Annotated in this window: 19 protein-coding genes; 5 read left to right on the top strand and 14 right to left on the bottom strand. The window is 68.7% G+C overall.

Going from position 1 to position 21,217, the window contains the following annotated elements; all coding sequences use genetic code 11:
- Nucleotides 1-18: 18 nt before the first annotated feature.
- From B7495_RS10340 to B7495_RS10290, 11 genes are all read right to left on the bottom strand, one after another.
- Complete coding sequence (locus tag B7495_RS10340; RefSeq protein WP_088456494.1) at nucleotides 19-1,431, bottom strand: FAD-binding oxidoreductase; 1,413 nt, start codon at nucleotides 1,429-1,431, stop codon at nucleotides 19-21.
- A gap of 114 nt (nucleotides 1,432-1,545) precedes the next feature.
- The gene (locus B7495_RS10335) at nucleotides 1,546-2,538 is read right to left on the bottom strand and encodes an NAD(P)/FAD-dependent oxidoreductase (RefSeq protein WP_240632196.1); all 993 of its coding nucleotides are present in this window, start codon (nucleotides 2,536-2,538) and stop codon (nucleotides 1,546-1,548) included.
- Nucleotides 2,531-2,860, bottom strand: a complete 330-nt coding sequence (gene fdxA / locus B7495_RS10330) for a ferredoxin (RefSeq protein ID WP_088456492.1) — start codon at nucleotides 2,858-2,860, stop codon at nucleotides 2,531-2,533. Before fdxA ends, B7495_RS10335 begins: the two co-directional genes overlap by 8 nt.
- Nucleotides 2,857-4,263, bottom strand: coding sequence for an FAD-dependent oxidoreductase (locus B7495_RS10325; RefSeq protein ID WP_088456491.1), 1,407 nt, complete (start codon nucleotides 4,261-4,263; stop codon nucleotides 2,857-2,859). The genes fdxA and B7495_RS10325 overlap by 4 nt, the downstream gene beginning before the upstream one ends.
- Nucleotides 4,264-4,334: 71 nt before the next feature.
- Nucleotides 4,335-5,255, bottom strand: a complete 921-nt coding sequence (locus B7495_RS10320; protein ID WP_088456490.1) for an ABC transporter permease — start codon at nucleotides 5,253-5,255, stop codon at nucleotides 4,335-4,337.
- Nucleotides 5,245-5,985, bottom strand: coding sequence for an ABC transporter ATP-binding protein (locus tag B7495_RS10315; protein ID WP_198414946.1), 741 nt, complete (start codon nucleotides 5,983-5,985; stop codon nucleotides 5,245-5,247). Before B7495_RS10315 ends, B7495_RS10320 begins: the two co-directional genes overlap by 11 nt.
- A gap of 53 nt (nucleotides 5,986-6,038) precedes the next feature.
- Entirely contained in the window at nucleotides 6,039-7,112 is a 1,074-nt protein-coding gene (locus B7495_RS10310) for an ABC transporter substrate-binding protein (protein ID WP_088456488.1), read from the bottom strand.
- The gene (locus B7495_RS10305; RefSeq protein ID WP_088456487.1) at nucleotides 7,109-8,482 is read right to left on the bottom strand and encodes a sulfate adenylyltransferase subunit 1; all 1,374 of its coding nucleotides are present in this window, start codon (nucleotides 8,480-8,482) and stop codon (nucleotides 7,109-7,111) included. The genes B7495_RS10310 and B7495_RS10305 overlap by 4 nt, the downstream gene beginning before the upstream one ends.
- Nucleotides 8,482-9,453, bottom strand: a complete 972-nt coding sequence (gene cysD, locus B7495_RS10300; protein WP_088456486.1) for a sulfate adenylyltransferase subunit CysD — start codon at nucleotides 9,451-9,453, stop codon at nucleotides 8,482-8,484. The genes B7495_RS10305 and cysD overlap by 1 nt, the downstream gene beginning before the upstream one ends.
- Nucleotides 9,435-10,160 (bottom strand): phosphoadenylyl-sulfate reductase, encoded by a 726-nt coding sequence (locus tag B7495_RS10295; protein ID WP_088456485.1) that lies wholly within the window; start codon nucleotides 10,158-10,160, stop codon nucleotides 9,435-9,437. Before B7495_RS10295 ends, cysD begins: the two co-directional genes overlap by 19 nt.
- Nucleotides 10,157-11,959: a nitrite/sulfite reductase gene (locus tag B7495_RS10290; RefSeq protein WP_088456484.1), complete on the bottom strand. Its 1,803-nt coding sequence runs from the start codon at nucleotides 11,957-11,959 to the stop codon at nucleotides 10,157-10,159. Before B7495_RS10290 ends, B7495_RS10295 begins: the two co-directional genes overlap by 4 nt.
- A gap of 141 nt (nucleotides 11,960-12,100) precedes the next feature.
- On the opposite strand from B7495_RS10290, the gene ftsY reads away from it, so the two are divergent.
- Nucleotides 12,101-12,976, top strand: coding sequence for a signal recognition particle-docking protein FtsY (gene ftsY, locus B7495_RS10285; protein WP_088456483.1), 876 nt, complete (start codon nucleotides 12,101-12,103; stop codon nucleotides 12,974-12,976).
- 10 nt (nucleotides 12,977-12,986) lie between these two features.
- A complete protein-coding gene (locus B7495_RS10280; RefSeq protein WP_088456482.1) occupies nucleotides 12,987-13,493 on the top strand; it encodes a DUF2004 domain-containing protein in 507 nt (168 codons plus the stop codon).
- Nucleotides 13,494-13,566: 73 nt separating this feature from the next.
- Here B7495_RS10280 and B7495_RS10275 read toward each other — a convergent pair whose 3' ends face one another.
- Nucleotides 13,567-15,078, bottom strand: a complete 1,512-nt coding sequence (locus tag B7495_RS10275) for an MFS transporter (RefSeq protein WP_088456481.1) — start codon at nucleotides 15,076-15,078, stop codon at nucleotides 13,567-13,569.
- Between the two features lie 48 nt (nucleotides 15,079-15,126).
- Between B7495_RS10275 and B7495_RS10270 the strand changes: the two genes are divergently transcribed.
- The 3 genes from B7495_RS10270 (at nucleotide 15,127) to B7495_RS10260 (ending at nucleotide 18,165) form a co-directional block, all read left to right on the top strand.
- Nucleotides 15,127-15,735, top strand: a complete 609-nt coding sequence (locus B7495_RS10270) for a TetR family transcriptional regulator (RefSeq protein ID WP_088456480.1) — start codon at nucleotides 15,127-15,129, stop codon at nucleotides 15,733-15,735.
- Nucleotides 15,736-15,747: 12 nt separating this feature from the next.
- Complete coding sequence (ffh, locus tag B7495_RS10265; protein WP_088456479.1) at nucleotides 15,748-17,313, top strand: signal recognition particle protein; 1,566 nt, start codon at nucleotides 15,748-15,750, stop codon at nucleotides 17,311-17,313.
- Nucleotides 17,314-17,400: 87 nt separating this feature from the next.
- The gene (locus B7495_RS10260) at nucleotides 17,401-18,165 is read left to right on the top strand and encodes an LLM class F420-dependent oxidoreductase (protein WP_370028129.1); all 765 of its coding nucleotides are present in this window, start codon (nucleotides 17,401-17,403) and stop codon (nucleotides 18,163-18,165) included.
- Nucleotides 18,166-18,199: 34 nt separating this feature from the next.
- Here B7495_RS10260 and B7495_RS10255 read toward each other — a convergent pair whose 3' ends face one another.
- Nucleotides 18,200-19,756, bottom strand: a complete 1,557-nt coding sequence (locus tag B7495_RS10255) for an HNH endonuclease signature motif containing protein (protein ID WP_088456477.1) — start codon at nucleotides 19,754-19,756, stop codon at nucleotides 18,200-18,202.
- A gap of 97 nt (nucleotides 19,757-19,853) precedes the next feature.
- A complete protein-coding gene (locus B7495_RS10250) occupies nucleotides 19,854-21,059 on the bottom strand; it encodes a glutamate--cysteine ligase (RefSeq protein ID WP_370028126.1) in 1,206 nt (401 codons plus the stop codon).
- Nucleotides 21,060-21,217 lie beyond the last annotated feature (158 nt).

The raw sequence follows: 21,217 nt of genomic DNA, 5'->3' as shown, positions 1-21,217 counted from the left end.
CGTGTCGCTACGTTTCGGCTAGGCCGGCAGCGGCCGGTTGCTGCGGAACAGGTTCTCCGGGTCGACCCTCGCCTTGATCCCGGCCAGGCGTTGCAGATCCTCCGGCGTGAACGCCACGCCCAGATCCTGGCCGGCCGCGAGCATCGTCGGCACGATGCGGGGCACACCCACGGCATGCACGGTGTCCTCCAGCGGCTGGAACACCAGATGGCGGTCGGAGGCGGCCGGAACCGGCGCGCCCGGCGGCAGGATCGCCGCCGCGAAGAGCATGAACCCGGCGTCGAGGTGGCCGACGACTCCGTCGGCGCCGACCGTCGGGTCGCCGATCAACCCGCCCAGCGGGCGCAGCTGCAGCAGGGACAGTCCGGCGTAGCTTGCGGTGTGGAACGCCTCGACGAGGCTCGCGATGGTGGCGGTGTCGAGATCGCTGACGGTCCTGGACCAGTCCAGCGTCGCCGAGGGCTCCTGCGGTTCACCGGATACCTCGCCCAGCTGGCCGATCGAGAACGGCCGGCACAGGTTGGCGATGACCGGGGCGATCGACACGAGCGGAGCGAGCAGGGCGCTCCCCGCCGCTTCCGACCCCACAAAAACCGCATCAACCTGGGTGAAGCTCCGCCCGCGCAGAAGCTCGGGCACCTGCTCGACGTCGGGCAGGTTGATCAGGCCCAGGAACAGGCTCAGTTCCGGCGGCGCATCCAGCAGGATGTCGGCCGCGGCTCCGAAGACCACCTCGGCCGATTCGGCGGGAAACAGGATCTTGCCGCCGAAGAGGTCGGCCGCCGGGTACAGCTCGATCTCCAGGGCGGTCACCACGCCGAAAAGCCCGCCGGCGCCTCGCAGGCCCCAGAGCAGATCCGGGTCGCTGTCTTTGGTGACGCGGCGCAGCACCCCGGTGGCGTCGATCAGCTCGACGGCTCGAATCGAGTGCGCGGCCAGCCCCTGCCACCGGCTGAACCAGGAGTGCCCGCCGGAGAGCAGGTACCCCGTGACGCTGACGTCGGGGTTGGTGCCGGCCAGAGCGATCAGGCCGGTGCCGTCGAGACGGTTGAGCAGGGTGACCCAGGGCACGCCGGCGCCGACGCGTGCGAACCGGGCGACGACATTCACGGTGACCTCGTCGAAGGCACTGGTGCGCACGAGGATCTGGCCGGCGAGGTCGGCGGCGGCGCCATGCCCCCGCGGCTGCACGGTCACTCCCAGGCCGGCCTCCCTGGCCGCGACGATGACCTGCCTGAGGTCGCGCACAGAGCGCGGCCGCACGACGGCGCTCGGCTGCTGGTCGACGGCGAGGTTCCACGGGGCGCGGGCGTCGTCCCAGCCTGCTTCGCCGGGCAGCACCAGAGCGCCTTCGAGAATCCCGCTGAGGGCGATGAGGGCAGGATGCGCGCCGGACGCCGGCGATTGCATGGGCTGTGGTGGGGTGCTCATGGGCGTCCTTTCGACGGGCGATGCTTTCACCGACGCAAGGCCGACCCGTGCGGCGACTACCGTGACGATACCCAGCACCGCGGCGGCCCGCCACCCCGGGCGCCGGTGCACCTGTCAGTGTGCGGTGCTTACCCCCAGCAGGTCCTGGCTGATGATCGCGGCCGTGCGGGCACCGGCGCCGGCCGCCACGATCAGCTGCTGGGGTCCGGGCGCCGCGACGTCCCCGGCGGCGTAGAGCCCCGGCACGCTGGTGCGCCCGTTGCGGTCGGTGAGCAACTGGGCGTGCGCGTCCCCGGCGACGTTCAGCCCGGTCAGGAACTCCACGGCGGGATGCCAGAGCGGCCGCACGAACCCGCCGGTGACCGGGATCCGGTCACCGCCAGACACCCGCACCGAGGCGAGCCGCCCCCGGTCGCCTTCGAGGTCGGTGATGCGGCGTCGTTCGACGCTGATGCCGCGCCCGCGCAGCACCCGTTCCTGGCCGGCGGAGACGGCGCCGGTCTCGTCGCTGAAGAGTGCGCCGTTGGTGAACACCGTCAGCGTGCGGGTCCACTGGGAGACCAGGAGCGCCCGGGCGAACAGGTCCTCGGTCTCGCCGATCAGGGCCAGCGGTTGATCACCCAGCTCGTAGCCGTCGCAGGCGGCGCAGCTGAACAGGCTCATGCCATAGAACCCGCGGATGTTGGGAACATCCGGAAGCGTCTCGCGCAGCCCGGTGGCCACGAGCACCGCGCGGCTGGCCACGGTTCGACCGGCACTTGACGGGCTTCCGAGCGTCACGGTGAACGGGTGCGAGTCGTCCTCCTCGGACAGCTCGCGGGTTCGCCGGACCGCGCGCACCGAGGTACGCCGCAAGATCTGGGCGCCTGGATAGCCCTCGACCTCTGCCCTGGCCAGCCGGCGCAGCTCGTGCGGAGGGACCCCGTCCCTGGTGAGGAAGCCGTGCGAGATCATGGTCGCCGCGTTCCGGGGCCGGTCGCTGTCGATGACGAGCACGGTGAGGCGGGCCCTGCTCAGGTTCAGCGCCGCCGAGAGGCCGGCAGGACCGGCGCCGATCACGACGCAGTCGTAGCGGTCCTGGTCGTCGTGCTCCAGGGCCTCAGCCACCGAGTGCGCCCTGGCGAGGCAGCTCGGCGATGACCGGGTGGTCGTAGCCGAGCACACCGGTTTTCGCGGCGCCGCCGGGGGAGCCGAGCTCGACGAAAAAGTCCACATTGGCCCGGTAGTAGTCGGACCAGGCTTCGGGCAGGTCGTCCTCGTAGTAGATGGCCTCCACCGGGCAGACCGGTTCGCAGGCGCCGCAGTCGACACACTCGTCGGGGTGGATGTACAGGGACCGTTCGCCCTCGTAGATGCAGTCGACCGGGCACTCGTCGACGCAGGCGCGATCCTTCACGTCCACGCAAGGCAGCGCGATGACATAGGTCACGAGGACACCAGCGAGACTTCGGCGGCGATCAGCACCTGCTCGTCGCGGGGCACGACCTTCACCCGTTCCCGGGTCACCTCCGACAGGTCGGCATCGCCGAGGGCCCGTTCGTGGGCGTCCAGGGCCAGCCAGCCGGGCCAGGTGGTGTAGCGGATGCCGCGCTCGCCGAGCAGTCGCAGGACGGCGTCCTGGGCGGGGTCGGCCGGTTCAGGCAGCAGTGCCAGGTCCTCGACCAGGTGGGTGATCGTCTCCAGTGCGTCGCCCTTGGTGTGGCCGATCAGCCCGACCGGGCCACGCTTGATCCAGCCCGTGGTGTAGAGCCCGGGCAGGGGCGTGCCGTGCTCGTCGATGACGCGGCCTTCGTCGCTGGTGATGACGCCGCGGGCGTCGTCGAAGGGCACATCGGGCAGCGCGCTGCCGCGGTAGCCGACCGCGCGGTAGACGGCCTGCAGCGGGTAGTCGAGGATCTGCCCGGTGCCGCGCACGCCCCCGTCGCCGGTCGGCGTGGTGCGTTCGAAGCGCATCCCCTCGACTCTGTCGGTGCCGTAGACCTCTACCGGGCTGTGCAGGAAGTGCAGGTGCAACCGCCGGGGCGCTCCGGTGGGCTCCCGGGTGAGCCAGCCGTTCAGGGTGCGGCTCATCACCTTGACCTGGTTGCTGGATGCGGCCAGGCGGGCCTCGGAGTCGGCGTCCCTGGGGAAGTCCTCCTCGTAGACGATCACGTCGACGTCGGGGATATCGCCGAGTTCGCGCAGCTCTATCGGGGTGAACTTCACCTGGCCGGGACCGCGCCGGCCGAAGACGTGCACGTCGGTGACCGGCGAGCCCGCCAGGCCGTCGTGCACGTTGGCGGGGATGTCGGTGCTGAGCAGGTCGGCGGGGTGCTTGGCCAGCATCCGCGCCACGTCGAGGGCCACGTTGCCGTTGCCGATCACCGCGATGTCGGTGGCATCCAGCGGCCAGTCCCGCGGCACATCCGGATGCCCGTCGAACCACGAGACGAAGTCGGCCGCTCCGTAGGATCCGGGCAGGGTGATGCCGGGGATCGGCAGGTCGGCGTCGCGGATCGCCCCGGTGGCGAAGATGACGGCGTGGTAGTGCCGGCGCAGGTCGGCCAGGCTCAGGTCGGTGCCGTAGCCCACGTTGCCGAGGAACCTGATGGTGCCGGCATCGAGCATCTCGTGCAGGGAGGTGACGATGCCCTTGATGCGGGGATGGTCGGGGGCCACGCCGTAGCGGATCAGGCCGTAGGGGGCGGGCAGGGTGTCGAACAGGTCGATGCCGACCTCACCGCCGGTCGCCCGCACGGCCGTGCCGAGGATGTTGCCGGCGTAGATGCCGGCGGGGCCGGCGCCGATGATGGCGACGCGCAGTGGCTGGGGCGCGGAGGGCGTCCGGGTCATGAGTGGCCTTTCGAAAGAGCGGGGTCGGACGTGCGTGACGGGGTGGGGTGAATCGGTGGGTCCTGGTTCGCCTACCGGCGCGCGCCGGGGGTGAGGCCACGGCGGCGCAGGAGCCGGCGCTCGAGCGGGGCGAAGGCGGTCAGTTCCACCAGAATGCCCACGGCGAGGATGACCAGGATGGTCGCGAGCACCGCGGAAAGGTCGGCGAGTTCCCGGCTCTGCTGCAGCATGGTGCCGAGCCCGAATCCGATCGAGCCGCCTACCACGATGATCTCCGCAGCCATCAGGGACCGCCAGGCGAAGGCCCACCCCTGTTTGAGCCCGGAGAAGTACCCGGGCAGGGCGGCCGGGAGCACGACCAGGGTGGCGAGTTCGATGCGGGAGGCGCCCAGCACTGTGCCGACCTTGCGCAGCTGCGGGGGAACCTGGTCGATGCCGGAGACCAGCCCGTTCGCGATCGACGGGACGGCGCCCATCAGCACCACGAAGTAGACGGTGGCGTCGGTCAGGCCGAACCAGATGATCGCGGCGGGCACCCAGGCCACGGACGGCAGCACCTGCAGACCGGACAGGAGCGGCCCGAGGGCACGCCGGAGCAGCCGCCACTCGGCCAGCAGCAGCCCGAGCGGTGTACCGATCGCGACGGCGATGAGGAAGCCGGCTCCGCCGCGGGACAGGCTGGTGAGAACCGCCTGCTGCAGTCGGCCGTCGTTCCACTGCTCGACAAGCGACCCGGCCACGTTCACCGGGCCCGGTGCCAGGTCGGGTCGGGGCTGGGCGATCACGGTGTAGAACTGCCAGGCCACGATCAGCGCCACCACCAGCAGGACCGGTGGCAGCACCCCGCCGAGAAACCGGCGCCAGCGGCCCTTCTCGGTCAAGGGCACGGTCTGGAGGGCGTCCAAACCTGATTCGAGGCGTCGGAGCTCGTCGTGATCACCGACGCTGCGGGGCGCGGCGGAAGAACTGTGCAGCTTGGTGTCAGGCAGCATTGCGGCGGATCTCCTCTCGTAGCTGGTCGGTGATCTCGATGGCCAGGCGGGACACCTCGGGGGACTCGATCCGCCGGGTCCCGGTATCGTCGATGCGCCATTCGTTGGCGATGCGGCCCGGGCGAGAGGACATGAGCACCACCCGCTGGCCGAGCCGGGCGGCCTCGCGCACGTTGTGGGTGACGAAGATGATAGTGCGGCCGGTCTCCCGCCAGACCCGCTCCAGTTCCTCGTGCAGCAGGTCCCGGGTGATGGCGTCGAGGGCCGCGAAGGGTTCGTCCATCAGTAGGACCTTGCGGTCCTGGGCGAGGGCCCTGGCCAGGGCCACTCGCTGGCGCATGCCGCCGGAGAGCTCGTGCGGGCGTTTCTGGGCGGCATCGGCGAGGTTGACGAGGTCGAGCAGCTCCAGGGCCTGGGCGCGGCGCTGGGATCTGGGCACCCCCCGGAGCTTGAGAGCGAGTTCGACGTTGCGTCCGGCGGTCAGCCACGGGAAGAGCGCCGACTCCTGGAACATCACCGCCGCGTTGCCGCTGGTCACGGTGACCGTGCCCTCGGTCGGGTGTTCGAGACCGGCGATGATGTTGAGCAAGGTGGATTTGCCGCAGCCGGAGGCGCCGAGCAGGCAGAGGAACTCGCCGGTTGCCACGGTGAGGGTGATGTTGTCCAGAACGACAGGGCCGGTCGGTCCGAACCGTTTGCCGAGTGAGTCGATGCGGATTGCCGGAGTCACACCGAGAGGCTGCGTGGTCGGTGCCTGGGGCGTGTCGGTGACGGTCTGCACGATTACTCGGTTCCGAGCCCGGCAGCGGCGACCGGTTGCCCGCCGGCCGCCGTGAGGACCCTGTTCAGCGGTGCCAGGTCGAAGAGCCCGTCCAGGCTCCCGGTTTTGGCGGTGCCGACGTCGACTCCGGCCTGCAGCAATGGAGGGAAGGCCGCCGCGAGCGGGTCGGTCGTGAACGTCACGCCGGTGAGGGCGCGGGCGAGAACTGCGTCCGGCAGCGGCGTTCCGGTGTCCGCAACGAGGGTGCGGTTGATCGCGGCGGCGGCCTGGTCGGGGTTGGCGGTGAGCCAGTCGACTGATGCCGTGTGACCGGCGACGAGATCCTGCACGGTTTCCGGATGCGCGGCCAGGAAGTCGGTCCCCACCACCAGCACCGTGGTCGGGAACGCGCCGTCCGGCCAGAGCGAGGCCTCATCGACGAGAACGGTGGCACCGGCCTCGAGGATGAACCTGGACACCCAGGGTTCGGGGAGCCACGCGCCGTCGATCTTGCCGCTCTGGAAGAGGGTGAGGGCCTGGGCGTTGTCGGTCGGGGCGATATCCACGTCGACGTCGCCGCCGGTGGTGCTTGTCGAGTAGCCCTGCTCGCCGAGCCAGGAGCGCAGCGCGACATCCTGCGTGTTGCCCAACTGCGGGCTGGCGATCGTGGTTCCAGCCAGGTCGCTCGCGTCGGTGATTCCGGGTCGCACGACCAGCGCGGCCCCGCCGCTGGTGGCCCCGGCCACGATCCGAACCGACTGGCCGGCGCTCTGCACAAAACTGTTCACCGCGGGGTTGGGGCCCAGGTAGGCCGCGTCGATGGCCCCGGCGCTGAGGGCTTCGATGGCGGCGGGGCCGGCGCCGAAGACCTGGGTGGTCAGCGTGGTGTTGCCGAGCGCATCCGCCAGCAGCCCCTGATCCAGCCCGACCAGTGCCGGGGCGTGGGTGACGTTGTCGAAGTAGCCCAATCGGAGCTCGGCGGCCGGCCCGGCCGGTTCCGCGGCACTGCGGGAGACGGAGCATCCGCCCAGCAGCACTGGAATCAGGGCGGCGGCCAACAGGAGGCGGCCGGCCGGACGGGCGGTGCGGGCGCTCATGCCTGCCCTCCGGTTCCGGCAGCAGTCCCGGCAACCGTCCTGGCATTGGTCCCGGCAGCCGTCACGATTCCGGCGGCCAGTGTCGCGCCATCCTGCGGCTGGATCACCAGGAACGCGCCGGCTCTTCGGTTCGCCGCGTAGGTTTCCACCGGGAGGGCGGCGGACAGCCGCACGGTGACCTGTCCGATGTCGTTGATCTCGAGCGCTGGAGCGACTTCGAGGTCCAGGGTGTCCAGGTTGAGCCGGCCGGTGATGGTTCCGACGATGGCCTGCACGGTGTGCGTGCCGAACTTGACCAGCACCCGGGCGCCGGGCTGCAGGGCCCGGGGGTCGAGCCAGAACAGGTCGGCGGCCAGCTCCTTCACGGGTTCGGGCATGGTGCCGGCCGTGCCGATGACGGCGCCGCGGGCGATGTCGAGGTCGTCGCGCAGCCGCAGGGCGACCGACTGCGGTGCCACGGCCTCGTCGAGTGCGATTCCGGCGAAGTCGATGCCGGTCACGACGGTGCTGGCGCCGCCGGGGGTCACCGTGACGGTGTCGCCCACCCGCACGGTTCCTGACGCCACCTGGCCGGCGTACGCCCGGTAGTCGCGGTAGTCCGCGGCGTCTTCCGGCGCAACGGCGACGGCGCCCTGGGGGCGCAGCACGAGCTGCACCGGCAGCCTGAACGACTCCACATTCGTGGCGACGTCGTCAGCGGCGGGCAGGGTCTCCAACAGCTCGAGCAGGCTCGGGCCGTCGTACCAGGGCGTGTTCGGCGACCTCTCGACGACGTTGTCGCCCACGAGGGCCGAAACCGGGATGACGTGCACAGCGCCCAACCCCAGCTCGTCGGTGACCCGGCGCACGGCCGCGGCGACAGCGCCGAACGCGGCCTCGTCGTAATCCTGCAGATCGATCTTGTTCACCGCGATGACGATGTGGGGCACCCGCAGCAGTTTCACGACGGACAAGTGCCTGCGAGTCTGTTCGAGCACGCCCTTGCGCGCGTCGATGAGCATGATGACGGCATCCGCCGTGGTGGCGCCGGTGACCATGTTGCGGGTGTACTGAACGTGGCCGGGGCAATCGGCCAGGATGAACGAGCGCTGATCGGTGGCGAAATACCGGTAGGCGACGTCGATGGTGATGCCCTGCTCGCGCTCGGCCCGGAGCCCGTCGGTGAGCAGCGCAAAATCGATGCCGCCGGCCGCGCCGCCGAAGCCGCGCTCGGTGGAGGTACGGGTGACGGTGTCGAGCTGGTCGGCGAGGATCGCCTTCGAATCGTGCAGCAGCCGGCCGACCAGGGTGGACTTGCCGTCGTCGACGGAACCGGCGGTCGCGAATCTGAAGAGGGTGCCCTCTGAACGCTCGAGCTGTACCTGAGTCATTAGAAATACCCGTCCTTCTTGCGATCTTCCATGGCGGCTTCTGAGATCCGGTCATCGGCGCGGGTCGCGCCGCGTTCGGTGATGGTGCTCACGGCGATTTCGCGTACGACGTCCTGCACGGATGCGGCGTCGGAGTCGACGGCGCCGGTGCAGCTCATGTCGCCCACGGTGCGGTACCTGACCATGCGCGAGACGACGGTCTCATTGGCCAGCGGGGCGCTGACCGGGCCGACGGCGCGCCACATGCCGTCGCGACGGTAGACCTCGCGCTCGTGCGCGTAGTACAGCGGGGGCAGCCTGATGCCCTCCCGCTCGATGTAACGCCAGACGTTGAGCTCGGTCCAGTTGCTGATCGGGAACGCCCGTACGTGCTGGCCCACAGTGTGGCGGCCGTTGTAGAGGTTCCAGAGTTCGGGGCGCTGGTTGCGCGGGTCCCACTGGCCGAACTCGTCGCGGAGCGAGAGGATGCGCTCCTTCGCACGGGCCTTGTCCTCGTCGCGGCGGGCACCGCCGAAGACGGCGTCGTGGCGGCCGGCGGCGATCGCGTCGAGCAGCGGCAACGTCTGCAGGGGGTTGCGGGTGCCGTCGGCGCGTTCCGTCAGGCGGCCGTCGTCGATATAGTCCTGCACCCTGGCCACCTCGAGGCGGAGACCCAGACGGGCCACGGTCTCGTCACGGAACTCGAGGACCTCGGGAAAGTTGTGCCCGGTGTCCACGTGCAGGAGCGGGAACGGCACCTTCCCCGGCCAGAACGCCTTCGCGGCCAGGTGCAACACGACCACCGAGTCCTTGCCGCCGGAGAACAGCAGCACGGGGCGTTCGAACTCGGCGACCACCTCACGGATGATGTGTATCGCCTCGCTCTCGAGCACGTCGAGCTGGCTCAACCCGGTGCTGTCGGTGGAAGCGGCGCGGTCGATGGCGCGGTCGATGGTGGGGGCAGGGAGAGCGTTCACAGGTGGAGTCCGCATTCTGTCTTCGCCAGGCTGGCCCAGCGTCCGGATCGGGGATCGTCGCCTTCGGCGACGGGTTTGGTGCACGGCGCGCAGCCGATGGAGGGGTAGCCCTGGGCCATCAGCGGATTGATCGGCACGTTGTGCGTGCCGGCGTAGTCCAGGATGTCCTCGAAGCTCCAGGCGGCGAGCGGATTGACCTTGACGAGGCCGTTACGTTCGTCCCAGGCGATCAGCGGCGTGTTCGCCCGGGTGGGCGCCTCGTCGCGGCGTACGCCGGTGAACCAGACCTCGTAGCCACCGAGCACCCGGTGCAGGGGATCGACCTTGCGCAGCGCGCAGCACAGGTTCGGGTCCCTGGCGAACAGCTCGGAACCGTGCTCGGCGTCCTGCTCGGTCACCGTGCGCTCGGGCAGCACGTCGACTATGCGTACGGGCAGCAGCCTGGCCACGTCGCCCCGGGTGTCGTGGGTCTGGGCGAAGTGGTAGCCGGTGTCGAGGAAAAGCACGTCAACGCCGGGCAGTCGCCGGGACACGGCGTGGGGGAGCACGGCGTCGGCCATCGAGCAGGCGACCGCGGCGGCCTCCGCGCCGAAGTTGCGGGCCACCCAGGCGATGACCTCGTCGGCGGATGCCTCGTCCAGCTCGGCAGCGCCGGCCGCGGCCAGGGCGCGCAGCTCGTCGGGGGAGCGGCGGGTGCTCGTGGGAGTGCCGGTGCTGCTCATAACAGAGCCTCCTCGTTTGCGCGGTGCGCCCAGACCGCGAAGGTCTCGGTGTCACCCCTGTCGGCCAGGAAACGGAGGACGATGCGCTCCACATAGTCCGCGAGGTCGTCTGCGGTGACCTTGAGACCACGCACGGTGCGGCCGAGGCCGGCCTCATCGCGGCCGACGGAGGCCAGGCCCCCGCCGAGGTGCACCTGGAAACCGGGGACCTGGCCGCCGTTCCCGTCGGCGAGGAGCTGGCCTTTGAGGCCGATGTCGGCGGTCTGGATGCGGGCGCAGGAGTTGGGGCAGCCGTTCACGTGCAGGCTGATCGGTTGCGGCACGTCGATGCCGGCCAAGCGTTTCTCGAGTTCGAGAACGGCGTCGGTCGCGGTCTGCTTGGTCTCGACGATGGCGAGCTTGCAGAACTCGATGCCGGTGCAGGCGATGGTCGTACGGCGGAACAGGCTGGGGCGGGCGGCGAGGCCGAGCGTGTCGAGGGCGGTGATGAGCGGTTCGACGTCTTCTTCTCGGATGTCCAGAAGTACGAGTTTCTGGTGCGGCGTGGTGCGCAGCCGCCCGGAGTCGTGCTGCTCGAGGAGGTCGGCGAGTCGTGTGAGCATGGTGCCGGAGACCCGGCCGACAAACGGGGTGACACCGATGTAGAACCGGCCGTCGACCTGCTTGTGCACGCCGATGTGGTCACCGTGCTGGGTCGGCGTCGGGGCGGGCGGACCGTCGGGCAGTGCCTCGAACAGATACTCGTCTTCAAGGACCTGACGGAATTTCTCCGGCCCCCAGTCCGCCAGCAGGAACTTCAACCTGGCCTTGTTGCGCAGGCGCCGGTACCCGTAGTCGCGGAAGATGGAGGCAACGCCGAGCCACACGTCGGCGACCTTCTCGGGTGAGACGAAGGCACCCAGGCGCTCGCCGAGCCGGGGGTTGGCCGAGAGGCCGCCACCCACCCAGAGGTCGTAACCGAGGCCGAGCTCCGGATGCCGCAGGGCGACGAAGCCGACGTCGTTGATCTCGTGCACAACATCCTGGCTCGGGTGCCCGGTCAGAGCGGTCTTGAACTTGCGGGGGAGGTTCGCGAGTTCGGGGACCCCGATGTACCGCGCCGTGATGTCGGCGATCGTGTCGGTCGGGTCGAGGAGTTCGTCGACGGCGATGCCGGCGACGGGGGAGCCGAGCACCACGCGAGGCACATCGCCGCAGGCTTCGGTGGTCTGCAGGCCGACGGCCTCGAGGCGGCGCCAGATTTCGGGAACGTCCTCGACCCGGATCCAGTGCAGCTGGATGTTCTGCCGGTCGGTGAGATCGGCGGTGTCCCGGGCGAATTCCTCGGAGATCTGACCGATGACCCTCAGCTGGCCGGTGCTGAGCTGGCCGCCGTCGATGCGCACCCGCAGCATGAAATAGGCGTCTTCGAGTTCGTGGGGTTCGAGGGTCGCGGTCTTTCCGCCGTCGATACCGGGCTTGCGCTGAGTGTAGAGGCCCCACCAACGGAACCGGCCGTGCAGGTCCGTGCTTTCGATGGAGTCGAACCCGTCTCGGGAATAGATCTTCTCGATCCGCTCGCGCACGTTCAGCCCGTTGTCTACTTGCTTCCAGGCCTCGTTGCCGTTGAGCGGCTCGGTGCCGTCGACTCTCCACTGGCCGTTCGGCCGGGAGGCGGGTCGCGGACGATGGCTGGCCTCGGTCTGCGGCTGGGTGGTCTGGCTCTGTGGCACTGAGGTCCTCCTCGTTGAACGCGGGCGCTGCTCCGCCAGGCTGCGCGGCGTGCTGGGAAATCTACCGAGCCTGCGCCGCAACGTCATGGCGAGGCGTCACAGCCGGTCACGCTCCGTAGCGGGGCGTCACGAAGGCGCGGCCGACGCCCCGAGTGAATATGGTGTCGCGGTGCGCACTGGTGCCCGGCGTCGACGGCGGGGTCGGCAGCCGAGCCATAGGCTAGGGGCATGGCAGAACGCACCCCGTGGTCCCTCTCCGGCGCATTGCGCGGAGTGTTCGCGAAGAAAACCATCGACGCCGATACCTGGGATGACCTCGAGGACTCGTTGATCCAGGCCGATTTCGGCCCCGACATCACCGATGCGATCGTGGCAGAGCTGCGCGCCAAGGTGTCGCGGTACAACACCACGGACCCCAAGGACCTGCACCGGATGCTCCGCGAGGGCATCGAGGAGCGCCTGGCGAAGCTCGATCCCACGCTGAACCTCAGCGCCCGGCCTGCCGTGGTGCTCGTGGTCGGTGTCAACGGGGTGGGGAAGACCACCACCATCGGAAAATTCGCCAAGTTCCTGCGCGTCCACGACCGCAGCGTCCTGATCGGGGCCGCCGACACCTTCCGTGCCGCCGCTGTGGAGCAGCTCGCCACCTGGGCGGAACGGGCCGGCGCGGACATCGTGAAACCGCAGGCCCAGGGCCAGGACCCGGCATCCGTTGCCTTTCAGACCGTCGAACGTGCCGTCAACACGGGTACCGAGATCGTGATCATCGACACCGCCGGCCGGTTGCAGACCAAGGGCGGGCTGATGGATGAGCTCACCAAGATCCGTCGGGTCATCGAGAAGCAGACCCCGATCTCCGAGGTGCTCCTGGTGCTGGATGCCACGACCGGCCAGAACGGTCTCGCGCAGGCGGAGGCATTCATCGAGCACGCCGGGGTGACCGGCCTCGTGCTGACCAAGCTCGACGGGTCGGCCAAGGGCGGTTTTGTCCTGGCCGTTCAGGAAAAAACAGGAATTCCCATCAAACTCGTCGGGCAGGGTGAGGGAATCAACGACCTCACCGGTTTCACCCCGCACGTTTTCGCACAAAAACTCGTCGGATAGGACGCCCCTCATGACCATCGAACATGACTTTTTCGGAATCCTCGGCAGCGACGACGACAGCGGCGAGGTGTACTGGTCCGATACCGCTGAACTGGGTGACCAGAACGTCGAAATCGACGTGAGCTCACCCGACGAAGACTCGGTGTCGGTTGAGGCCCTCGATATCGTCGCGGCCATGATCAACGCCCTGGAAGACCTCGATTCGCAGGCTCGCGAATCACTCGTCGCCGATCTGAGCGCCGAGGTCTCGGTCACCAGCCAGTTCATCGTCGCGCAGTTCGAGGAGCTCGACGCCGAGGTGCTCGAGGACGCCCTGATCTGGGACTCCGGGGACAAGCAGATCGATTACCTGCGCTCTCTCCAGTTGCAGCGCATCGGGTTCCACCCGCATCACGTCGGCAACGACCAGCATTTCGCGGTGCTCGACTACTCGATCAGCCCGCACGAGACCGATGCCCTGCTCGTTGTGACCCTGGACGTACACGGCGACACCATCGTGATCGCCGCCGACAGCTGATATTCGGCCTCGTCACATACCGAAGGCCCCCGGAGCGATCCGGGGGCCTTCGATGTGTGCGGAGCGTGGCGATTCAGCCCAGGTGCATGGCCGACTCGGTGCCGAGCAGGTCCTCCGGCTTCGGGCGCACCATGAAGAACGCGACGGGGGCGGCCACCAACACGCCCACGGCGGCCCAGAAGAAGGCGGCCTGATAGCCGTCGACGAAGGCCTCCAGCTGGGCGACGGGGGTGCCGTCGCCGCCGGCCAGCGAGGCCGCAATGGCCGAGGTGTAGAGCACTGTGAAGACCGCGGAGCCGATCGATCCGCCGATCTGCTGCACGGCGGTGACCGCGGCGCTGGCGGCGCCGGCGTCGTGGGCGTCGATGCCGGCCAGTGCCACGTTTTGCAGTGGCACAAAGATCATCGCCAGGCCCGCACCCATCAGAATGAGGCCGGGCAGCACCTCAACGACATAGCTGCCGTCGACGGTGATGCGGGAGAGATAGAACAGCCCGGCGGCCACGATGACAGGTCCCACGGTCATCGGCACGCGAACGCCGATGCGGGGCAGGAACTTGGACAGCACAGTGGCGCCGACCATGATCGTCGCGGTCATCGGCAGGGAGGCCAGTCCGGATTCCAGCGGCGAGAAGCCCAGCACGATCTGCAGGTGGAAGGTGAGGAAGAGCAGGCCGCCCAGCAGCGCGGCGCCGGTGAGCGTGCCGGTGATGAACGCGCCTCCGCGCACCTTGTCGGCCAGGATCCGCAGCGGCAGCAGCGGGTGGTTGGACCGGCTCTCGACGAGCACGAAGAGGCCCAGGAGCACGACGCCCAGCGGGATGAAGACGAGGACCTGCCAGGCCGACCAGCCGTTCTCGGCCTGGGCGAATCCGAAGACCAGCGAACCGAGTCCGAGAGCAACCAGAATCGCGCCGGGCACGTCGTACCGGGTGTTGCCGTGGGCCTTGCTCTCCCGGATGATCGGGATGGCCGCGGCGATGGCGATGATCGCGATCGGCACGTTCACGAGCAGGCACCAGCGCCAGCTGGCGTACTCGGTGAGCACCCCGCCGAGCACCAGGCCCACCGCGGCGCCACCGCCGGCGATCGCACCGTAGACCGAGAAGGCCTTGATGCGGTCCTTGCCACCGGGGAAATTGACCGTGAGCAGGGCCAGCGAGGCCGGGGCCAGTAGCGCGGCGAACAGGCCCTGCAGGCCGCGGGCTGCCAGGAGTTCCCAGGTGCTCTGCGCCATACCGCCGAGCGTGGAGGCGACCGCGAAGCCGGCCATGCCCACGATGAAGGAGCGCTTGCGGCCCCAGTAGTCGGCAATGCGGCCGCCGAGGAGCAGCAGCGCGCCGAAGACCAGGGCATAGAGGGTGACGACCCAGGTGCGGTCGCCGTCGCTCATGCCGAGGTCGCTCTGGGCGTGAGGGAGGGCGATGTTGACGATGGTGCCGTCGAGCACGACGGTCAGCTGGGCGAGGGCCACGATGGCCAGCAGCCACCACCGGCGGGGGTGGTGAGCGTGGGCTTCGGTAGAGGAGTCGGGCGATGGAGGGGTGGAAACCGGGGAAACGCCGGTCGCGCTCGATTGTGACATGCCGAGAACTATACCAAACGAACTAGTTCGTTTTGTTACACTGTTGGCATGAAAAGAGTCGATTCACCGTCCGGGCTGCCGCCGACGGAGCCAGCGCCCACACGTCAGCGCATCCTCGAGGCCGCGAGGGTGGAATTCGCCGCTTACGGGCTCGCCGGTGCCCGCATCGACCGGATCGCCCGCAACGCCTCGGCCAGTAAGGAGCGCCTCTACGCCTACTACCGGCACAAGGCGGACCTCTTCAGCGCGGTCCTGGAACTGAACCTGATCGAGTTTGCGAGCGCGGTGGAGCCGGGCGCAGGGGAGTCCCTGCCCGAGTTCGCGGGCGCACTCTACGACTACTCGGTCGCGCATCCGGAGTACCTGCGGATGATCGACTGGGCCAATCTGGAGGGCCAGGACCTGATCAACCCGCCGCTGGCCCTCGTCGAGGATTTCCACGCCGAGCGGGTCCGCGCGGTCATCGCACTGCAGGCGGGCGGAAGCGTCGACGCATCCTGGGACCCCGACCACCTCAACGCCCTCGTGTTCGGGATCGTCTCGTGCTGGATCCACGAGCCTGCCGCCGCCCTGGCCGCCGCCCGGGCGCCGGATCCCGCCACCGTCGCCGCCCGGCGGGCCAGTGCGGTGCGCGCCGTCGAACGATTGATCGGTTAAACTAAGACCACAATGGCTACTTTTGGAAACCTCTCAGATCGCCTCGCCGAGACGTTTAAAAATCTCCGCACCAAGGGCAAGCTCAGCGCCGCGGATGTCGACGGCACCGTCCGCGAGATCCGGCGCGCCCTTCTCGACGCCGACGTGGCGCTTGAAGTGGTCAAGGACTTCACCGGCAAGGTGCGCGAACGCGCCCTCGGCGACGAGGTCAGCAAGGCGCTGAATCCGGCCCAGCAGGTCGTGCAGATCGTCAACGAGGAGCTCATCCAGATTCTCGGTGGCCAGCAGCGCCGCCTGGAATTCGCGAAGAAGCCGCCGACCATCATCATGCTCGCCGGTCTCCAGGGTGCGGGTAAGACCACCCTGGCCGGCAAGCTCGCCAAGTGGCTGGCAAAGGACGGCCACACGCCGATCCTGGTCGCCGCCGACCTGCAGCGTCCCAACGCCGTCACCCAGCTCGAGGTCGTCGGAGCGCAGGCGGGTGTGCCCGTGTACGCCCCCGAGCCCGGCAACGGCGTCGGCAACCCGGTCAAGGTGGCCCGCGACGGCGTCAAGTTCGCTCAGCAGAAGCTGCACGACGTGGTCATCGTCGACACCGCAGGACGTCTCGGCGTCGACGCCGAGATGATGAAGCAGGCCGCGGACATCCGCAAGGCCATCGACCCCGACGAGGTGCTCTTCGTCATCGACGCCATGATCGGTCAGGACGCAGTGGCGACGGCCCGTGCATTCCAGGACGGCGTCGACTTCACCGGTGTCGTGCTGTCCAAGCTCGACGGCGACGCCCGCGGTGGTGCGGCACTGTCGGTGGCGTCGATCACCGGCCGACCGATCATGTTCGCGTCCACGGGAGAGGGCCTGGACGACTTCGAACCGTTCCACCCCGACCGCATGGCCAGCCGGATCCTCGACCTCGGTGACATCCTCACACTGATCGAGCAGGCTCAGGGGGCGTTCGATGAGGACGAAGCGCGCAAGATCGCGGAGAAGTTCTCCACCGACACCTTCACCCTCGACGACTTCCTTGGCCAGATGCAGCAGCTGCGCAACATGGGCTCGATCAAGAAGATGATGGGCATGCTGCCCGGCGCCGGCGCCATGAAGCAGCAGCTGGACAACTTCGACGAGCGCGAGATCGTGCGCACCGAAGCGATCATCCAGTCGATGACCAAGGCCGAGCGGGTCACACCCAAGCTCCTGAACGGTTCACGGCGCCTCCGCATCGCGCGCGGTTCCGGGTCGACCGTCACCGAGGTGAACCAGCTCGTGCAGCGGTTCGAACAGGCTGCCAAGATGATGAAGACCGTGGCCAAGGGCGGCATGCCCAACATCCCCGGCATGGGTCCGATCCCCGGCGGTATGGGCGGCAAGCGTCCCCAGGTGCAGCAGAAAAAGAAGGGCTCGAAGTCGGGCAACCCGGCCAAGCGTGCCGCGGAGAATGCGGCAATCGCCTCCGGTGAAAAGGTCGGCGGCGCTCCCGCCGCCGGCGGCTCAGGTTTCGGTCTGGGCGGCGGAGCCAAGGCCGGCGGACCGTCGGCCGAGGAGATGGCGGCACTGCAGAAGATGCTCGGCCGCTAAAGCGCCCGGATGTCGCATGCCGGCGTCGCCGAAATGGGTGTGGCCGGGGATTAGGATCTTGCAATTACCTCTCCCCAGCCCCGCCCCGTGCGCCTCGGCGTGCAGATCGCCCTGCAGCACGCCGACTACACGTCGATCCGGAACACCGTTGCGGCGGTCGAAGCCCTCGGCGTTGACGTCGCCTTCAACTGGGATCATTTCTTCCCGCTCTCCGGCGACCCGGAGGGGCTGCACTTCGAGTCCTGGACCCTGCTGGCCGCCTGGGCCGAACAGACCAGCGTCATCGAGATGGGCGCACTGGTCAACTGCAACAGCTACCGCAACGCCGACCTGCAGGCGGACATGGCCCGCAGCATCGACCACATCAGCGGCGGCCGCTTCATCTTCGGCACCGGCTCGGGCTGGTTCGAACGCGACTATGACGAGTACGGCTACGACTTCGGTACCGTCGGCACCCGCCTGGACGCCCTCGCCGCAGACCTGCCTCGCATCGAGGCTCGCTGGGACAAGCTCAACCCGGCGCCGGTTCGCGACATCCCGGTACTCATCGGCGGTGCGGGTGAGAAGAAGACGCTGCGTATCGTGGCGCAGCACGCCGACATCTGGCACTCGTTCTCCACCCCAGAGGTCCTCACCCACAAACTCGGCGTCCTGGGCACCTGGTGCGACATCGTCGGGCGTGATGTCAGTGAGATTGAAATCTCCACCGAACTGCGCGGCAAAACCACCGAGGAAGCCGACGAACTCTATGGACTCGGCACCACCCTGTTCACCCTCGGAATCTCCGGTCCCGCCTACGATCTCGCGCCCGTGGAGGACTGGCTCGCCTGGCGCGACAGCAAAAACGCCTGATATAGGCCCGGTGAGGTGGCCTGTCCTCGTCGGGTCAGAACGGCGGGTTTTCGGGCACCGGCGGGGTCGGCTTCCGGGTCGGCCGCTGCCGGGGCATCAGGTAGGTCTCGTCGGCGGGCCGCTTCCGGGTCTTCGGCCCCATCACCGGTGGCCGTGGTCGGGGTGGGCCGACCGGGTTGGCGGGGTCGGTGCGGTAGCTGCGTTTGCCCGGTGAGGTCCAGTGCAGGATCCCACCTGGTTCCTGCGTGACCCGCCACTGGGAGAGGTGTTTGAGTCGGTGGTGGGGTTCGCAGAGGTGGGCGAGGTTGTCACTGTCGGTGTTGCCGCCGCCGGCCCAGGGGTCGGTGTGGTCGACGTCGCTGGTCACCGCGGGTCGGGAGCAGCCCGGGAACCGGCAGGTTTCGTCGCGCACCCGCAGGTACTTTTTCATGGCCTTGGTGTTCTTGTGCTGGGTTTTGCCCAGCGAGAGCACCACCCCGGTTTCCGGGTGGGTCAGCAGCCGGGTGAAGCTCGGTGCGTGCCCGGCGATCTCCCGCGCGGCCTCGGGTGAGATCGGCCCGTAGCCCTCGAGGGTGCCGGGTTCCTCGTCCAAGCTCAGCAGGGTGAGCACGGGCACGGTGACCATGACGGTGCCGCGGATGCCGGCGCCCATCCCGTCGGGCGTGATTCCGTCCAGCAGCAGGGCGGCGGTGATGTCGGCGCGGAGTTGGTCGAGGGTGCGGGTCGGGGAGTCGTCGGCCGGGTCCTGCGCGATGCCGAAGGCGGCGCCGTTGCTGCTGGCGTCATCCGTTTGGTCGGCCGGGCTCGGGTCGCCGAGGTGCTTGAGCCGCACGGCCATCGTGTTGATCCGGTCGTAGGCGGCCTTGGTGTCGTGGGCGGTGCCGTACCAGTGCAACCAGGCCATCCCATCCGGGGCGGCCTCCCAGTACGAACGCCGGTCGGCCAGCGCGTTCCGGTGCCGGGTCACGATCGATTCCGGGTGCAGCCGCTCCCGCAGCCGGCGGGCCTTGTCACGGAACCGGCCCACCGGCAGGCGTTTCGCGTCGGGCAGCACCTTCTCTTCAAACGCCGCCTGGCCCCCATCGGGCAGAGTGAGTAGCTGCCCGATGAGGGTCGTGGCGTGCCGGTAGCTGATCTCCCCTCTGGAGAACGCCGCGAACGTCGCCGGTGCGTACGAGCTGAGGAACCGCGCCTCGTTTAGTTGCCGGTCGATGGTGCGCTCGGCCACCCGGGTCAGACACGCCGTCTCACTCACGATCGTGCGACGGGCGACCTCCCGGTCGTCCCACCGGTTGTACGCGGCGGCACGGGCCTGGTCCTCGGTCATGCTGGCCGCGTTGTCGTCGGCGAGGCGGATGTTCGCCAAGTTGCCGTGCAACCGGGAGGCGACCTGGGGTTGTTCGCTCCAGTCCTGCAGGTCCAGCAGGTGCTCGATACGGCGGGCCTGGGCCCGGGCGATGAGGCGGTCATCGGCCGCGATCCGTTCGGTGTGCCGGACCAGATCGGTCTGGACACGGTCGTCCAGGGTGGGCTCCGGAGAGTAGTCGTCATCGTCCGGAGCTGGCGGTAGTACCTCGTCAGCGATACTCATGCTGAGATCGTCTCACCTACCACCGACACTCACCCCGCCCCGGTCACGGCATCCACGAACCGTGAGAAAAGCCCCAGAATTCGCGAGTCTTTGGTGCTTAATTCCCGGTTCGCGAGGGTGGGGCCGGCGGGAGCAGACCCTCGCGGAGCTCGCGGCTGAGGGCGGCGACCACGGCGGGGAGGTCACCGTTGTGCGTGGCCGCCACGGCCAGCTGACGCTGATAGCTGGCACCGTGGTCGAGGATCAGGTTCAACTGCAGCAACTCGGTCAGGCAGCCGAGGCGCTCGGCGGTGGGGGAGAGCACCTCGACGAGGCGGCGCACCTCGTCGGTGACCATCCGCTCGGTGCCGGTGGAGCTCACTATGATCTCGGCCGCCAGCCCGTACCGGGCCGCCCGCCACTTGTTCTCACGCACGAACCAGGGCTGCATGGTGGGCACCGGCCGGCCCTCGTCGATCTCCGTCGACATCCACTCGACCACACACTGAATGAACGCGGCGATCGCCCCGAGCTCTTCCACCGTCGATACTCCGTCGCAGGCGCGCACCTCGATGGTGCCCCAGCGCGGCGACGGGCGGATGTCCCAGCGCACTTCGGAGGCGTCCTCGATAATTCCGGTCACCGTGAGGTCGTTGACGTACTCCTCCCACGCGGCCCAGTCCTCGAGGCGCCAAGGCAAACCGGCCGTCGGAAGCTGCTGGAACATCTGGGCGCGGTTGGAGGCGTAGCCCGTGTTGACCCCGGCCCAAAACGGGCTGGACGCGCTCAGCGCCTGCAGGTGCGGCACGAAGCTCAGTAGGCCGTTGAGGATCGGGATGACCTTGTCGCGGTCCTCGATGCCCACGTGCACGTGAATGCCCCAGATCATCATGTTGCGACCCCACCACTGGGTGCGGTCGATGAGCTTGTGGTACCGCTTCTTATCGGTGACCTGCTGGTCGAACCATTGCCCGAACGGATGTGAACCCGAACAGATCGGGTCGACGCCCAGAGGGTCGGTGATGGCACGCACCTCGGCGACCTGCCCGGCGACGTCGCCGACAGCGCCGGCCACGGTGTGGTGCACCCCGGAAACGAGCTCAACGGTGTTCAGGAGGAGCTCTCCGGTGATGTGCGGGTGTGGGGAGCCGTCCGGCCCCCTGAGAGCGTCGAGTACCTCGTCGGCGATCGACACGAGGTCTCCGGTCGCGCGGTCGACCAGGGCGAGTTCCCACTCGATCCCCACCGTCGACCGCTCGGAGCGAGCGAATTCGATTCCCACTCTTTCGATACCCACGGTGGTGCCCTTCGTGCTTCGAGTCATGCTTCGAGGCCCCGATGCGGGGCGATGTGGCACAATCCTGACAGCTAAACCGTGCCGGCGCGGTTCGCCGCGCTACACGGGGTCACGGTGTCGGCCGGATTGCCCGAAGCAACTCGGCGCACGATTATCACAAAGTGCTCGATGTCTGACACAATGAT

This window comes from Cryobacterium sp. LW097 (assembly GCF_002205495.2).
Taxonomy (GTDB): domain Bacteria; phylum Actinomycetota; class Actinomycetes; order Actinomycetales; family Microbacteriaceae; genus Cryobacterium; species Cryobacterium zongtaii.
Note: the sequence above shows the minus strand (reverse complement) of the source record. Positions and strands in the feature narration are given on the sequence as shown.

Excerpts from the sequence above, each read along its gene's own strand:
- B7495_RS10305 (WP_088456487.1), bottom strand. The coding sequence starts at position 8,482 with ATGACTCAGGTACAGCTCGAGCGTTCAGAGGGCACCCTCTTCAGATTC.
- B7495_RS10290 (WP_088456484.1), bottom strand. The coding sequence starts at position 11,959 with ATGACGTTGCGGCGCAGGCTCGGTAGATTTCCCAGCACGCCGCGCAGC.
- B7495_RS10255 (WP_088456477.1), bottom strand. The coding sequence starts at position 19,756 with ATGAGTATCGCTGACGAGGTACTACCGCCAGCTCCGGACGATGACGAC.
- B7495_RS10250 (WP_370028126.1), bottom strand. The coding sequence starts at position 21,059 with ATGACTCGAAGCACGAAGGGCACCACCGTGGGTATCGAAAGAGTGGGA.
- ffh (WP_088456479.1), top strand. The coding sequence starts at position 15,748 with ATGGCTACTTTTGGAAACCTCTCAGATCGCCTCGCCGAGACGTTTAAA.
- B7495_RS10340 (WP_088456494.1), bottom strand. The coding sequence starts at position 1,431 with ATGAGCACCCCACCACAGCCCATGCAATCGCCGGCGTCCGGCGCGCAT.
- B7495_RS10270 (WP_088456480.1), top strand. The coding sequence starts at position 15,127 with ATGAAAAGAGTCGATTCACCGTCCGGGCTGCCGCCGACGGAGCCAGCG.
- B7495_RS10325 (WP_088456491.1), bottom strand. The coding sequence starts at position 4,263 with ATGACCCGGACGCCCTCCGCGCCCCAGCCACTGCGCGTCGCCATCATC.
- ftsY (WP_088456483.1), top strand. The coding sequence starts at position 12,101 with ATGGCAGAACGCACCCCGTGGTCCCTCTCCGGCGCATTGCGCGGAGTG.
- cysD (WP_088456486.1), bottom strand. The coding sequence starts at position 9,453 with ATGCGGACTCCACCTGTGAACGCTCTCCCTGCCCCCACCATCGACCGC.
- B7495_RS10310 (WP_088456488.1), bottom strand. The coding sequence starts at position 7,112 with ATGAGCGCCCGCACCGCCCGTCCGGCCGGCCGCCTCCTGTTGGCCGCC.
- B7495_RS10320 (WP_088456490.1), bottom strand. The coding sequence starts at position 5,255 with ATGCTGCCTGACACCAAGCTGCACAGTTCTTCCGCCGCGCCCCGCAGC.
- B7495_RS10280 (WP_088456482.1), top strand. The coding sequence starts at position 12,987 with ATGACCATCGAACATGACTTTTTCGGAATCCTCGGCAGCGACGACGAC.
- B7495_RS10275 (WP_088456481.1), bottom strand. The coding sequence starts at position 15,078 with ATGTCACAATCGAGCGCGACCGGCGTTTCCCCGGTTTCCACCCCTCCA.
- B7495_RS10295 (WP_088456485.1), bottom strand. The coding sequence starts at position 10,160 with ATGAGCAGCACCGGCACTCCCACGAGCACCCGCCGCTCCCCCGACGAG.